Origin of the sequence: Actinoplanes aureus (assembly GCF_015704865.1) — a bacterium.
Taxonomy (GTDB): Bacteria; Actinomycetota; Actinomycetes; order Mycobacteriales; family Micromonosporaceae; genus Actinoplanes; species Actinoplanes aureus.
The window spans coordinates 640,949-654,340 of the sequence record NZ_JADQTO010000001.1; the positions used below are offsets into that span (position 1 = coordinate 640,949).

12 protein-coding genes are annotated in these 13,392 nt (G+C 69.8%); 5 read left to right on the top strand and 7 right to left on the bottom strand.

Going from position 1 to position 13,392, the window contains the following annotated elements; translation table 11 throughout:
• Positions 1-119: 119 nt before the first annotated feature.
• A complete protein-coding gene (locus tag I4J89_RS02815) occupies positions 120-734 on the top strand; it encodes a DUF998 domain-containing protein (protein ID WP_196412188.1) in 615 nt (204 codons plus the stop codon).
• Between the two features lie 218 nt (positions 735-952).
• On the opposite strand, the gene I4J89_RS02820 is transcribed toward I4J89_RS02815, so the two are convergent.
• Positions 953-2,341 (bottom strand): Nramp family divalent metal transporter, encoded by a 1,389-nt coding sequence (locus tag I4J89_RS02820; RefSeq protein ID WP_196412189.1) that lies wholly within the window; start codon positions 2,339-2,341, stop codon positions 953-955.
• Positions 2,342-2,367: 26 nt separating this feature from the next.
• The gene (locus I4J89_RS02825; protein ID WP_196412190.1) at positions 2,368-3,186 is read right to left on the bottom strand and encodes a shikimate dehydrogenase; all 819 of its coding nucleotides are present in this window, start codon (positions 3,184-3,186) and stop codon (positions 2,368-2,370) included.
• Between the two features lie 89 nt (positions 3,187-3,275).
• Between I4J89_RS02825 and I4J89_RS02830 the strand changes: the two genes are divergently transcribed.
• Both I4J89_RS02830 and I4J89_RS02835 read left to right on the top strand, forming a co-directional pair.
• Positions 3,276-3,929 (top strand): TetR/AcrR family transcriptional regulator, encoded by a 654-nt coding sequence (locus tag I4J89_RS02830; protein WP_196412191.1) that lies wholly within the window; start codon positions 3,276-3,278, stop codon positions 3,927-3,929.
• Between the two features lie 12 nt (positions 3,930-3,941).
• The gene (locus I4J89_RS02835) at positions 3,942-5,735 is read left to right on the top strand and encodes a bifunctional sugar phosphate isomerase/epimerase/4-hydroxyphenylpyruvate dioxygenase family protein (RefSeq protein WP_196412192.1); all 1,794 of its coding nucleotides are present in this window, start codon (positions 3,942-3,944) and stop codon (positions 5,733-5,735) included.
• Between the two features lie 3 nt (positions 5,736-5,738).
• On the opposite strand, the gene I4J89_RS02840 is transcribed toward I4J89_RS02835, so the two are convergent.
• From I4J89_RS02840 to I4J89_RS02860, 5 genes are read right to left on the bottom strand one after another with little or no spacing between them, the layout of a single operon-like run.
• Positions 5,739-6,809 (bottom strand): VWA domain-containing protein, encoded by a 1,071-nt coding sequence (locus tag I4J89_RS02840; protein ID WP_196412193.1) that lies wholly within the window; start codon positions 6,807-6,809, stop codon positions 5,739-5,741.
• Entirely contained in the window at positions 6,809-7,774 is a 966-nt protein-coding gene (locus I4J89_RS02845; protein ID WP_196412194.1) for a VWA domain-containing protein, read from the bottom strand. Before I4J89_RS02845 ends, I4J89_RS02840 begins: the two co-directional genes overlap by 1 nt.
• A complete protein-coding gene (locus I4J89_RS02850) occupies positions 7,771-8,649 on the bottom strand; it encodes a DUF58 domain-containing protein (RefSeq protein WP_196412195.1) in 879 nt (292 codons plus the stop codon). The genes I4J89_RS02845 and I4J89_RS02850 overlap by 4 nt, the downstream gene beginning before the upstream one ends.
• Positions 8,650-8,651: 2 nt before the next feature.
• The gene (locus tag I4J89_RS02855) at positions 8,652-9,644 is read right to left on the bottom strand and encodes an AAA family ATPase (RefSeq protein ID WP_196412196.1); all 993 of its coding nucleotides are present in this window, start codon (positions 9,642-9,644) and stop codon (positions 8,652-8,654) included.
• A 25-nt stretch (positions 9,645-9,669) separates the two neighbouring features.
• Complete coding sequence (locus I4J89_RS02860) at positions 9,670-10,503, bottom strand: S1C family serine protease (protein ID WP_230858184.1); 834 nt, start codon at positions 10,501-10,503, stop codon at positions 9,670-9,672.
• Between the two features lie 175 nt (positions 10,504-10,678).
• Between I4J89_RS02860 and I4J89_RS02865 the strand changes: the two genes are divergently transcribed.
• Together I4J89_RS02865 and I4J89_RS02870 are read left to right on the top strand one after the other, a co-directional pair.
• Entirely contained in the window at positions 10,679-11,233 is a 555-nt protein-coding gene (locus tag I4J89_RS02865) for a hypothetical protein (RefSeq protein WP_196412197.1), read from the top strand.
• A 94-nt stretch (positions 11,234-11,327) separates the two neighbouring features.
• Positions 11,328-13,319, top strand: a complete 1,992-nt coding sequence (locus tag I4J89_RS02870) for an endo-1,4-beta-xylanase (RefSeq protein WP_196412198.1) — start codon at positions 11,328-11,330, stop codon at positions 13,317-13,319.
• Positions 13,320-13,392 lie beyond the last annotated feature (73 nt).

The following is a 13,392-nucleotide window of genomic DNA, read 5'->3' on the forward strand; positions in this document are numbered from 1 at the left end:
TCGTGGGCGGTTGTGCACCAGCGTCGATCCAGCCCATGTGACAGGTAATTCAAGCATTACCTGTCACATCGGGAGATCGACGCTTGGGCAGAACAGCTGATCCGACGAAGGAGCCCGAGATGACCAGTGTTGCCTTCAGCCGTACCGTTGCCGTCCCGTCCCGCCGTGCTGCACTCGTCGCCGCCGCACCACTGTGGACCGCCGTGTCGCTCGCCCAGGCCGTCACCCGCGACGGGTTCGACCTGATGCGGCACCCGCTCAGCCAGCTCAGCACCGGTTCGCTCGGCTGGTTGCAGATCACCAACTTCGTGGTGGCCGGTGTGCTGATGGTGTTCGGCGCCGGAACCCTGGAGGGAAAGTGGGCGCCGCGGCTGACCCGGACCGCCGGTTTCGGCATGATCGCCGCCGGGCTGCTGGTGATGGACCCGGGCCTGGGCTTCCCGGCCGGCACCCCGGACACCGTGCCGACCACGATGAGCTGGCACTCGATCGGGCACATGGCCGCCGGCACGGTCACCTTCACCGCCCTGATCGCGGCCTGCTACGTGCTCGCCCGGCGGTTCGCGGCACGCGGTTCGCACGGCTCGGCGGTGGCCGCCGTGATCGCCGGAACCGCCCTGCTGGCCGGCAATCTGTGGGCGATGTCCGGCGGCACGGCCGGCACCGTGACGCTCGCCGTCGGCTCGATCACCGCGATGGGCTTCCTCTCGGTGGTCGCACTCCGGACACGTTGACACCGGCCGGCAGCACGAGGTCCGGGCGCGAATCGCGCCCGGACCCGGCCGCTAGCGGACCGCGATTCCGCACGTTCGCCGCCGTGACCGCCAGGTGATGCTGTTTACCGGCGGTCGCGCTGGGGCGGTGAGGGAAAGCCGGGCCCGCGCCGGGAGAGCGGGCACGGGTCGGCTTCGGCGGGACGACCGGTCACGCGTACCCCGAAGAAGCAGGACCCCTAAAGGCGCTGCAGTTGCGTCACCACCATGGCGATCGCGAAGAAGCCGTAGAAAGCGATAGCCACCAGCATCCCGCCGAGCCGCCATCCGCCCAGCTTGACCGCTGCGGGCAGGTCTCGGGTGTTGAGGCGGATCAGCAGGATCGAGTAGAGCAGGGTGACCACCGACGCCGCGCAGGTGGAGACGATCAGCAGGCCGAGCGGCTGGTCGAAGCCGGCCAGCAGGATGGCCGAGCCCAGGATGATCTCCGCCCAGACCACGACGAGGTAGAGGCGGGGTTCGGTCCAGCGGGTGGACTCGGTCAGGTAGTTGCGGCGCAGGAAGTCGGAGGCGAGCCGGCCGATGATGTCGAGCAGGCCCATCGCCGCCGCCCAGAGCGAGACCACCGCGACCGACAGGAAGAGCAGCCGGAGCCAGCCGCCCACCTCGTCGGCGAAGATGTCGCCCTGGATGCGCAGGAACGACGGGTCGGACTTGAGGTCGTCAAGGCCGAAGAGGGTCTCGTAGGCCAGCAGGCTCATCACGCTGATCGTCACGAAGCAGACCGCCACGAACGAGCTGAGGTGCTCGATGTTGGCCCGCTTCCACCAGACCTTCCAGCGGGCCATCGAGGTGTCGTCGATCGGGAAGGTGTACCGGTCGGTGCCAGCCGCCTCCACCTGGCCGGTGATCGGGGAGACCAGCCGGGGCACGTGTGCCCCCATGCCATAGCGCTTGTCGCGGATCCAGTTGCTCAGAACCAGATTGTGTACGCCGCCGGCGCCCGCCGCACCGATCGCACTCAGGATCAGGGTGAAGGTGATGCCCTCCGGGATCTGCCCGAACTCGGTGACCGTGGCCTTGGCGCCCTCGCCCCAGGTACCCAGTGAGATCACGAAGATCACCACGACGACCAGGAAGAACAGGGTGAGGCCGACCTTGACGAACTCGACCTTCTCCACGGTGTTGTAGATGACCTTGGAGAAGGACAGCAGCAGGCCGACGATCACCAGGGTGGCCACCGTGATCCAGACCGGATCACCACCGCCGATCAGGTACGTGAACACGGTCGAACCGCTCGTCGCCCAGCCGGGCCAGACGTACTGGAAGGCGCCGGCCAGGCAGATGATGATGCCCCAGCCCTTCCACCAGCGGGAGAAACCGACCAGGGCGGTCTGCCCGGTGGCCAGGGTGTAACGCTCGATCTCCATGTTGATGACGAACTGCACGGCGAGCGTGGTGAACGCCAGCCAGAGCAGGCCGAGGCCACCGATGGCGGTCAGGTACGGCCACAGGATGATTTCACCGGCGGCCATGCCGATGCCGACGGCGACGACGCCGGGCCCGACCATCCGGCGTAGTGAGAGGGGTTCGGGGAGTTCCCGAGTGGTGGTCTTCTCGGTAAGCATCTCGCGCTCCAGAAGCATGGGAGGGGTCACACGGAAAGGCCGGCCAGGATTACGTCGAGGTGGTCCAGCATCCGTGCGGTGTCCGGGGTGAGGCCGGTGAACAGCTGAAACGCGGCGGCGGCCTGGTAAGCGCACATCGCCGTGCCGCCGACCGCCCGCGCACCGGCGGCACGGGCGGCACGCAGCAGCTCCGTCACCAACGGCATGTAGACGATGTCGACGACCCACAGCCTGCGGTGGAGCAGCTCTGCGGGCAGCGGTAGACCGGGGTGGTGGTGCATGCCGATCGGACTGGCGTTGACCAGCCCGTCGGCGCTCGCTAGCAGTCCGGGCGTGGCGGTTGCCACGTGTGCCGCACCGAGCCGGCCGGCCAGTTCCGCGCGCCGGTCGGCATCCGGGTCGACGATGGTGAGCCGCTCGACACCGAGGCCGAGCAGCGAATGCGCACAGGCGGCTCCGGCTCCGCCGGCTCCGAGTTGCACGACGTGGCCGGTGGCGGCGTCCGGCAGGGTCGCCCGGAACGCCTCGGTAAACCCGTACGCGTCGGTGTTGTGGCCGTGCCGCTCCCCGTCGCGGAAGACCACGGTATTGACCGCGCCGATGGCGCGGGCCTGCGGCGACAGGTGATCGAGCTGCTCGATCACCTGTTGTTTGAAGGGATGGGTGACGTTGAGCCCGGCGAAGCCGTCACGTTCGGCCTCGTCGAGAACCTGTCCGAGGCGGTCCACGTCGAACAGCGTGTAGCTGAGGTCGAGGCCGTGGTGACGGGCCTCCACCTCGTGCAGTGCCGGTGACAGCGACGCGCCGATCCCCGCTCCGACCAATCCGCAACGGAGAACCGCCATGTCACTCTCCCGGGCTAATGAACTAACTGGTACGTTAGTTATCGGGTGTGACGGCCACCACTGTCAAGGCCCACGGCAGACTTGCCCTCATGACGCAGGAGAAATCGATGTCGGCACTCACGGGAGAGCGGCGGCGCGACGCCGAGCGCACCCGTCTGGAGCTGCTCGACGTGGCCACCGACGAGTTCGCCGAGCGCGGCTACAGCGGCGCCCGGGTCGACGAGATCGCCGCACGTACCCGCACCACGAAACGGATGATCTACTACTACTTCGGCGGCAAGGAGCAGCTCTACCTGGCGGTGCTGGAGCGGGCGTACGCGGAGATCCGCGCCGCCGAGCGCACCGTCGACGTCGACCACCTGGAGCCGGCCGCGGCCCTGCGCCGGCTCGCCGAGGTCACCTTCGACCACCACGAGGCGCACCCCGCGTTCATCAAGCTGGTCGGGGTGGAGAACGCCCAGCACGCCAAACACATGAACCACGTCGCCCGGCTCGTCGACCTGAACAGCTCCGCGGTCGCCCTGCTCGACGACGTCCTGAAGCGGGGACGCCGCGACGGCACGTTCCGCGACGGCGTCGACGCCCTCGACGTGCACATGCTGATCAGCTCGTTCTGTTTCTTCCGGGTCGCCAACCGGCACACGTTCGGCGCGCTCTTCGACCGGGACCTGCTGGACCCGGAACGGCGGGAGCACTACCGCACCATGCTCGGCGACCTGGTCACCGGTTATCTGCAAATCTGAACAGGAGGCTCGATGCGCCGATCGATCGCGACAGTCTGTGTGTCCGGCACGCTGGACGACAAGCTCACGGCGGCTGCCGCCGCCGGATTCGACGGCATCGAGCTATTCGAGAACGACCTGGTGGTCTCGCCCCGATCACCCGATGAGATCCGTACGCGCTGCGCCGACCTCGGTCTGAGCATCGACCTCTACCAGCCGTTCCGTGACTTCGAGGCGGTACCGCCCGCGCAGCTCCGGGCGAACCTGGAACGGGCGGAGCGGAAGTTCGACGTGATGGCCGCCCTCGGCGTGGACACCGTGCTGGTGTGTTCGTCAGTCTCCCCGGACGCGGTGGACGACGACGAACTGGCCGCTTCGCAACTGTCCATGCTGGCCGACCGGGCCGCCGGCCGCGGGATGCGGATCGCCTACGAAGCGCTCGCCTGGGGACGCCACGTCTCCACATGGGACCACTCCTGGCGAATCGTCCAGCGCGCGGATCATCCGGCGCTCGGGCTCTGCCTGGACTCGTTCCATGTACTGTCCCGCTCGGCCGAGCTGGACGGCATCGCGGACATCACCCCCGGGAAGATCTTCTTCCTCCAGCTGGCCGACGCGCCCAACCTCAGCATGGACGTGCTCCAGTGGAGCCGACACCACCGCCTCTTCCCCGGTCAGGGTGCCTTCGACCTGCCCCGCTTCGTCGACCTCGTGCTCGCCGCCGGCTACGACGGACCGCTCTCGCTCGAGGTTTTCAACGACGTCTTCCGGCAGTCCGACCCGGCGCGGACCGCGGTCGACGCGATGCGTTCGCTGATCGCCCTGGAGGACCGGCTCTCGGTGCGCGGTCTGCCCTCCGCACCGCAACTGGCCGGGCTCTCCTTCACCGAGTTCGCCGTCGACGGCCGCTCCGGCCCGTCGCTGCGGGTCGCACTACGCGGTCTCGGTTTCACGCACACCGGCCAGCACCGCACCAAACCTGTCGAGTTGTGGGAGCAGGCCGCCTGCCGGGTCGTCCTGAACAGCGCGGTCACCGAGCCGGGCGCGGCGGCCATCAACGCCTTCGCCATCACGTCGGAGGACCCGCAACGGTCCCTGCGCCGAGCCGAGGCGCTGCTCGCACCGGCACACCCCAACGTCCGTGAACCCGGCGAGGCCGAACTGGCCGCGATCACCGCCCCGGACGGTACGAGCGTTTTCATCACCCGTCCCGACGACGACTGGCGATCCGATTTCCTGCCGACCGGTGTTCCGGTCGCGGCCGGAGCCGGCCTGCTGTCGACCGACCATCTCGGACTCGCGCAGCCGTTCGACCACTTCGACGAGGCCGGCCTCTTCTATCACTCGGTGCTCGACCTGGATCATCTGGCCACCGGGGAGTACGCCGCACCGTTCGGCCTGATGCGCTCCCGGGGCGTGGCCAACCCGGACCGGACCGTACGCCTCGCCCTCACCGTCGCGCTGCTGCGCCGCGGCGAGTGGGCACCGGCCGTGGCCGACCCGCAGCATGTCGCGTTCCGTACCGGCGACATCGTGGCGACGGCGTCCGCCCTCTCGCTGGCCCGGCTCCCGGTGCCGGACAACTACTACGCCGACCTGGCCGCCCGATTCGCCCTGCCGGACGACTTCGTGGCCACCCTCCGCCGGCACGGCATCCTCTACGACCGCGACTCGTCCGGCGGCGAACTGCTCCATCTGTACACGCCGGTGCTCGGCGGCCGGGTGTTCTTCGAGATCGTCGAAAGGCGTGGTGGTTACGACCTCTTCGGCGAGGCGAACGCCCCGGTCCGGATGGCCGCCCAACGCCACCGCCGCCTCAGCGGCTGACAGCTAGCGCCGCGGCAGGCTGGGGCCCCGGTTCCACCACATCGACAGGCCCACCCCGCTGAACGCCAGCAGCACGCCCAGCAGCACGAACCAGACGGTGACCTCGACGTCCTGCTTGACCAGGCCGAACTCGCCGGGCAGGTCGTTGAGGACGTCGGTGAGCTGTTCGGCGTCCCCGGCCTTGAAGTAGCGGCCGCCGGTCAGGTCGGCGACCTGGGTGAGCGCTTCCTCGTCGATCTCCCGGGCGCCGCCCCGGCCGCCACCGAACCCGCCGCCCCAGTTGCGGCCGCCGCCGAAGGGCGAGTCGCCACTGATCTGGTCGGCGGTGCAGACCAGCTGCTGCGGTTCGGTGGTGCCGAACCCGATCGTGTAGACCCGCAGCCGCCGGGCCGCGGCCTGCTCGGCGGCGGTGACCGGGTCGACGCCGGTGGTGTTCGAGCCGTCGGTGAGCACCACGATGGTGTCCGGTTCGAAGTCGCCCTCGGTGCCCGGCGCCGCGTCCGGCAGCTCCACACCGGTCGCGGCCACGTCCGGGTTCTTCTCCGCGATCGCGTCGATCGAGGTGAGGATCGCCTGGCCGATCGCCGTACCGCGGCCGGTCTTCAGCGTGTCGATCGAGTCGAGCAGCGGGTCCTTGTCGGTGGTGGGCGCGACCAGCAGACCGGCGATGCCGGAGAAGGCGACCAGCCCGATCCGGGTCTCGCCGTCCTGCGCCTCGACGAAGTCGCGGGCCGCGTCGGCCGCGACCGCGAGCCGGTTGGGCGCGATGTCGGTGTTGCACATCGAGCCGGAGACGTCGATCGCGAGCAGGATCGTGGTGTTGTTCGACGGCACCGACATCGACGCGTGCGGGCGGGCGACCGCCCCGGCCAGCGCGAGCAGGCCGGCCAGGAAGAGGAAGACCGGGATACGCCGGCGCCAGGCGGACCGCCCCGGCAGCGCGGCCCGGATCAGCGCGACGCTGGACACCGTGACCGCGGCCCGCTTGCGACGCCGGTTCAGCCACCAGCGCGCCACCAGCAGCAGCGGTACGACCAGCAGCGCGAGCAACGCCCACGGCCAGCTCAGCGACATCACACGATCCTTCCGTGCCAGCGGGTGCTCAGCAGCCCGCCGAGCGTCAGCAGCAGCAGGGCCGCGGCCGCGAACGGCCCGGTCAGCTCGATCGGCTCCGACTCGGTGGTCAGGCGCAGGTCGATCGACTTGGTGGCCGCGTTAAGCGAGTCCGCATCGCCCGCCGGCTGATAGCTGCCGCCGCTGATCTGAGCGATCGCGGTAAGCGTCTTCTCGTCCAGCGCGGTACCGAGCTGGAAGCCGTCCACCTCGACCGTTCCGCCCTGTGCGGTGCCGACCCCGACCGTCTGGATCCGCACCCCGGCGGCCGCCGCGAGCTCGGAGGCGGCCTGCACGTCCGGTCCCCCGGTCTCTTCACCGTCGGAGAAGACCACGATCGTCGCCGACGGCCAGTAACCGAGATCCTGCGTGGTCGGCGCCGTGCCCTCGGCCGGCAGCTCGACCGGCTTGCCGGTGATGGTGCTCAGCCCGACCAGGATCGCCTGCCCGAGCGAGGTGCCGCCGCTCGGCTTGACCCGCTGGATCGCGGCCACCGCGGCCTGGTGGTCGTCGGTCGGCGCCTGGGTGAGCAGCGCTTGGCTGCCGAAGACCAGCACACCGACGTCCACCGTGTCCGGTTGCTCCTCGACGAACGCGGCCGCGGCGGCCTTCGCCGCGTCCAGCCGGCTCGGCGCCACGTCCTTGGCCGACATGCTGTTGGAGCTGTCGAACGCCAGCAGGACCGTGCCGGCGACCCGCGGCACGGCCACCTCGGCCTGCGGGCGGGCCAGGCCGACCAGCAGGATCGGCAGGGCGGTGAGCAGCAGGGCGTACGGCAGGTGCCGCCGGATGCGGCCCTGCCGGTCGGCGAAACCCGCCGCGGCCAGGGCGGCCCGCCGGCGCCGTTGCATGGCGACGTACGCGAAGATCGCCGCTCCGGTCACCACTCCGGCGACGATGAGCAGCAGCGGGTAGAGGAAGCTCATCGTCCGGACCGCCTGACCATGTCGATCAGTACGGCCAGCAGGTCCTGGTCGGTGGTGACGCGGTGCGGGCGTACCCCGGCCCGGCGCATGCCCTCGGCGAGCCGGTCCTCGCGGGCGCCGACCTGGTCGGCGAGCCGGCCGCGCAGCAGCGGATCACTGGTGTCGACCAGCACGGTCTCGCCGGTCTCCGCGTCCTCCACCAGGATCAGGCCCAGATCGGGCAGTTCCAGCTCGGACGGGTCGACCACCCGGATCACCACCACCTCGTGCCGGTGGGTGAGCATGGCGAGCGCCCGGTCCCAGCCCGGATCACCGATGAAGTCGGACATCACGAAGATCAGGCTGCGCCGCCGTGTGGTGGTGGCCGCGGCGAGACGGAGCATGGCGGCCAGGTCGGTGGTCGCGCCCTTCGCCGCCGGTGCGGGCGTACGCGTCAACTCGCGCGCGATGCGCAGGATCTGATCCCGGCCGCCCCGCGGCGGGATGACCTGCTGCGAGGTGTTGTCGAACAGGACCGCCCCGACCCGGTTGCCGCCCTGCGCCACCAGCCGGGCCAGGCCGATCGCCAGTTCGGTGGCGACCGACTCCTTGCCCTGGTTGGCACCGAACTTCATCGAGGCCGACCGGTCGATCACGAACCACGCGGTCATCTCGCGGTCCTCGGTGTACTGCCGGACGTACGGCTCGTCGAGTCGCGCGGTGACGTTCCAGTCGATGTGCCGGACGTCGTCCTCCGCGGCGTAGGTCCGCAGGTCGGTGAAGTCGATGCCGGCGCCGTGCCACACCGTGCGGTAGGCACCCTGGAGGCGCCCGTCGAGACGGCGCCCGAGCTTCCACTCCAGGCGCCGCAGCAGCCGGTCCGGCGCGGTGTTCATGGTCAGCGTCCCCGGCCTTTGGGCTCCGGGAACGCCGAGTTCGCCAAGATCTTGGAGAGGATCAGGTCCGGTGTGACCTCGTCGGAGAGCGCCTCGTAGGAGAGCACGAGCCGGTGCCGCAACACGTCCAGGGCGAGGTCGCTGAGGTCGTCCGGCACCACGTACTCCCGGCCCCGGATGTACGCGAGCGCCCGAGCCGCCAGCACCAGGCTGATCGACGACCGCGGGCTGGCACCGAACGTCACGTACCGCGCCAGGTCGGTGAGCCCGACCCGGGACGGCTCGCGAGTGGCGTGGGCCAGGTTCACCGCGAACTCGATGAGCGACGGGTCCACGTAGACCCGGTCCGCCTCCTGCTGGAGGGTGATCAGCGTCGCCGGGTCGATGATCCGCTGGATCACCGCGGCCGGGGCGAGCGCCCGCTCGACCACCACGAACTCCTCGGTGACGCTCGGGTAGCCGACCAGCACCTTCATCATGAACCGGTCGACCTGCGCCTCGGGCAGCGGATAGACGCCCTCGTTCTCGATCGGGTTCTGGGTGGCCATCACCAGGAACGGGTTCGGCAGCAGGTGCGTCTCCCGGCCGATGGTGACCTGCCGCTCCTGCATCGTCTCCAGCAGCGCGCTCTGCACCTTGGCCGGCGCCCGGTTGATCTCGTCGGCGAGCAGCAGGTTGGTGAAGACCGGGCCGAGCTGCACCTGGAACTCGCCGGTCGGCTGGTGGTAGATCCGGGTGCCGACGATGTCCGCGGGCACCAGGTCCGGGGTGAACTGGACCCGGTGGAAGTCGCCGCCGATCGCCTCGGCCAGACACTTCACCGCGAGGGTCTTGGCCAGGCCGGGTACGCCCTCCACCAGGACGTGGCCACGGGCCAGCAGCGCCACGATCAGCCGCTCGAGCAGGAGGTCCTGGCCGACGATGGTCTTCTTGACCTCGTACAGCACCTTCTCGATCGGTCCGGCAGTGGCCGGCGGGGCGTCGGTCCAGCTCATGTGTCCGTCCTTGATCTGTCTAGGGTCACAGCGGCGGTGCCTGTCCGTCGCCCTCGCCGCCGCCCAGTGCGGCGCCGATGGGCACGGCGAAGCCGATCCCGATGAACGTGCCGGCGTCCGTGGGGTTGGCCAGCGCCACGACGATGCCGGTCACCTGACCCCGGGTGTTGATCAGCGGTCCACCCGAGTTGCCCGGGTTGACCGCCGCGTCGAACTGGATGAGCCCCTCGATGGCGCTCTTGCCCGCCCGGTCCAGCCGCCGGTCCAGGCCGGAGACGACGCCGCTGCTGGTGCTCCAGGTCAGCCCGAGCGGGTTGCCGATCGCCACCACGTCGTCGCCGACCGCCGAGCCGCCGCCCATGATCGCGGGCACCAGCGTCTCCGGCAGCTTCTGCGGGGTGAGCGTGGCGATGTCCTGCTTCGGGTCGGCCCTCGCGATCGCGGCCGCGGACTTGGTGCCGTCCGCGTAGGTCAGCTCGATCGACTGGGCGCCCTCGACGACGTGCAGCGCGGTGATGATGGTGCCGTCCGCGTTCGCGATCACACCGGTCCCGGTGCCGGCATCGGTCTGGCCGGTCGACCGGATCAGCACCACGGACGGAGCCAGCGCCTGGTAGACCTCGGCGACGGTCAGAGGCGCGGCCGATGCGGAGGGCGCGGCCGACGGGGCGGCCGCCGACGGTGCTTCATTCTCTACCCCGAGGCGTACGACCACGAACGCGGTGAGCGCCACGGCCCAGAGGACCGCGGTGCTGACGAGGAGCTTTCTGCGCAGGTCAGTGGCGCTCCACCGGCTCTTACGCTCCTCCGGGGCGGGTTCCGGCGGATCGGACCCCTCCGGGCGGAGCACCGTCATCATGGGACGACCGCCACACTCTCCATTTCTCGACCCTAGAAGCGATTCCTAGGAATTGGCCGTGAGTCCTCTGACGGTTTCCGGTACGCAAGATCCCCCATCTCAGGCGTTATCCCGCCGAAAGGTTCGTTACCTTGCGCAGTGGAACCGTTCCGGCCGGGGCAGCGTCGGACCGGCTATGAAGCGAATCCTTGCGGTCGCCACTCTTCTGGTGGCCGGCGCCGCCACGGGTTGCCAGAGTCCGGACACCCAGGCTTCGCCCGGTCCGGCCGTCTCGTCGGCTCCGGTCACCCGGTCCGAACCTTCGCCGTCACGGCCGCAATCACCGCTGCCGTCGCCGTCCGCCTCGCTGCCGGACTCCTTCGCCGAGGGCACCCAGCCGTCCTCGGGACCGCTGGTATTCGTGCGGGTCATCGACTGGCTCGGCGAGGCCGAGGTGTCCGAGTCCGACGTCACGTTCCACCTGACCGAACACTGCGCCTACCTCCACGGGCCGCCCACCGAGCCGGTGCTGCTGGTCTGGCAGGAGGGTCAGGCCTGGATCGACGCGGCCACGCCGTCCACCGTGCAATTTCGTGAGCCGGTCTCCGGCAAGCTCCGGCGTCTCACCGACGGCCAGCGGGTGAACCTCGGCGGCTACCGGATCGGCGGGCAGGGCTACACCTATGACCCGGTTCCGCACGGATCCTGCCCGGCCAACGGCAACGACTTCGTGGTGCAGGAGGTCAGGTAACAGAGGGGAAACACGATGTTGTTATGGGAGCGCTCCCATGTAACGATGACTTTCACTTCCTGTCCGCGTACCCCCTCACGCGAAGGACCAGCAGATGCGCGCTCTCGCGCGGCTGGCCGTGACCACGCTGGTGGTCGCGGCCCCTCTGGCCGCAGCCACCCTATCCACGACCGCGAACGCGGCCGACGACCCCACCCCGATCACCGTGGTGACCAGCGACTTCGAGGACGGCACGGTCCAGGGCTGGGTCGGGCGGTCGGCCGAGACCCTGGCGCACAGCACGACCGTCGCGCACGGTGGGATTGGGAGCCTTGAGGTCACCGGGCGCACCGCCGCGTGGCAGGGGCCGTCGCTGGACGTGCTCGACGTCTTCGAGAAGGGCACCGCGTACACGATCTCGGCGTGGGTGCGGATGGCGAGCGGGTCGGACGACGTCCGGCTCAGCGTGGAGCGCCGGACCGGCGGCGCGGCCGCCTACGACCAGGTGGTCGGCAACACGGCGGTGAACTCCGGTGGCTGGGTCAACCTCACCGGGCGCTACACGCTCGCGACCGACGTCGAGTTCCTGCGGATGTACGTGGAGACGTCGTCCACCACCGGCTCGTTCTACATCGACGACGTGACCGTGAGCTACGTGCCGGCACTCCCGATCCAGACCGACATCCCGCGGGTGAAGGACGTGGTGACCGAGTTCCCGGTGGGCGCGGCGATCACCGGTGCGGAGATCGTCACCGAGCACGGTCAGCTGCTGAGCAGGCACTTCAACAGCGTGACCCCGGGCAACGCGCTGAAGTGGGACGCGACCGAGCCGAACGAGAACACGTTCACCTACGCACAGGCGGATCCGCTCATCGCGTACGCGAAAGCCAACGGCATGGCGATCCGGGGGCACACCCTGGTGTGGCACAACCAGACGCCGTCGTGGGTGTTCACCGGCGCCGACGGGCAGCCGATGACCGCCACCGCCGAGGACAAGGAGCTGCTGCTCGGCCGCCTGGAGAACCACATCCGCAACGTGGCCGGGCACTACGGCGACGACATCGGCGTCTGGGACGTGGTGAACGAGGTCATCGACGAGAACCAGCCGGACGGGCTGCGGCGCAGCAGCTGGTACGAGGTCGCCGGGCTGGACTACATCCGCACCGCGTTCCGGGTGGCCCGGGAGGTCGTGCCGGACGCGAAGCTGTTCATCAACGACTACAACACCAACGTCCCGGCCAAGCGCGACAAGCTCTACAACCTGGTGGCACAGCTCCAGGCCGAGGGCGTGCCGATCGACGGAGTCGGCCACCAGATGCACATCAACGTGAACTGGCCGTCCGTCGCCGAGACCGAGGCGATGATCCAGAAGTTCGTCCCGCTCGGGCTGGAGCAGCAGGTCACCGAGATGGACGTCAGCATCTACACGAGCAACGGGGAGAGCTTCCCGGCGCCGCCGGCCGACCGGCTGCTCAAGCAGGCGTACGTCTACCGCGACATGTTCGCGCTGTTCCGCCGCTACGCCTCGGAGATCACCTCAGTGACGCTGTGGGGGCTGGCCGACGACAACACCTGGCTGGACACGTTCCCGGTGACCCGCAAGGACGCGCCGCTGCTCTTCGACACCCGGTTGCAGGCGAAGTCCGCGTACTGGGGTGTCGTCGATCCGTCGAAGATCAACCCGTCACAGAGCCCCAGTGTCTCGCCGTCGGTCAGCGTTTCGCCGTCGGTCAGCGTTTCGCCGTCGGTCAGCGTTTCGGCGTCGCCGAGCGGGAGTGCCGGCACCGCGGGCTGCGCGGTCACCTACCGGGTGACGGGCAACTGGCCGGGCGGCTTCCAGGGCGACGTGAAGATCGTCAACACCGGAAACGCCGCGATCGCCGGATGGTCGCTGACGTGGCAGTACACCGGCGGTCAGCGGATCGCTCAGCTCTGGAACGGCGCACTGACCCAGGACGGCACCGCGGTCACCGTCACCAACGCCTCCTGGAACGGCACCCTCGCACCCGGCGGCTCGGCCTCGTTCGGCTTCCTCGGCAGCTGGACCGGAAGCAACCCGGCGCCGGCCGCCTTCACCCTCAACGGCACCACCTGCGCCGTTCCTTGATCGCGCCGGCCGGCCGGCGGCCGGGGGGGGCCGCCCGCCGGCCCGCGCCCCCGTTTTCCGGGAGCGCCCCGCC

What these genes read in the sequence shown, in the direction of transcription:
- I4J89_RS02840 (WP_196412193.1), bottom strand. Translation starts at nt 6,809, where the DNA reads ATGTCGCTGAGCTGGCCGTGGGCGTTGCTCGCGCTGCTGGTCGTACCG.
- I4J89_RS02815 (WP_196412188.1), top strand. Translation starts at nt 120, where the DNA reads ATGACCAGTGTTGCCTTCAGCCGTACCGTTGCCGTCCCGTCCCGCCGT.
- I4J89_RS02860 (WP_230858184.1), bottom strand. Translation starts at nt 10,503, where the DNA reads ATGATGACGGTGCTCCGCCCGGAGGGGTCCGATCCGCCGGAACCCGCC.
- I4J89_RS02845 (WP_196412194.1), bottom strand. Translation starts at nt 7,774, where the DNA reads ATGAGCTTCCTCTACCCGCTGCTGCTCATCGTCGCCGGAGTGGTGACC.
- I4J89_RS02865 (WP_196412197.1), top strand. Translation starts at nt 10,679, where the DNA reads ATGAAGCGAATCCTTGCGGTCGCCACTCTTCTGGTGGCCGGCGCCGCC.
- I4J89_RS02830 (WP_196412191.1), top strand. Translation starts at nt 3,276, where the DNA reads ATGACGCAGGAGAAATCGATGTCGGCACTCACGGGAGAGCGGCGGCGC.
- I4J89_RS02855 (WP_196412196.1), bottom strand. Translation starts at nt 9,644, where the DNA reads ATGAGCTGGACCGACGCCCCGCCGGCCACTGCCGGACCGATCGAGAAG.
- I4J89_RS02825 (WP_196412190.1), bottom strand. Translation starts at nt 3,186, where the DNA reads ATGGCGGTTCTCCGTTGCGGATTGGTCGGAGCGGGGATCGGCGCGTCG.
- I4J89_RS02835 (WP_196412192.1), top strand. Translation starts at nt 3,942, where the DNA reads ATGCGCCGATCGATCGCGACAGTCTGTGTGTCCGGCACGCTGGACGAC.
- I4J89_RS02850 (WP_196412195.1), bottom strand. Translation starts at nt 8,649, where the DNA reads ATGAACACCGCGCCGGACCGGCTGCTGCGGCGCCTGGAGTGGAAGCTC.
- I4J89_RS02820 (WP_196412189.1), bottom strand. Translation starts at nt 2,341, where the DNA reads ATGCTTACCGAGAAGACCACCACTCGGGAACTCCCCGAACCCCTCTCA.
- I4J89_RS02870 (WP_196412198.1), top strand. Translation starts at nt 11,328, where the DNA reads ATGCGCGCTCTCGCGCGGCTGGCCGTGACCACGCTGGTGGTCGCGGCC.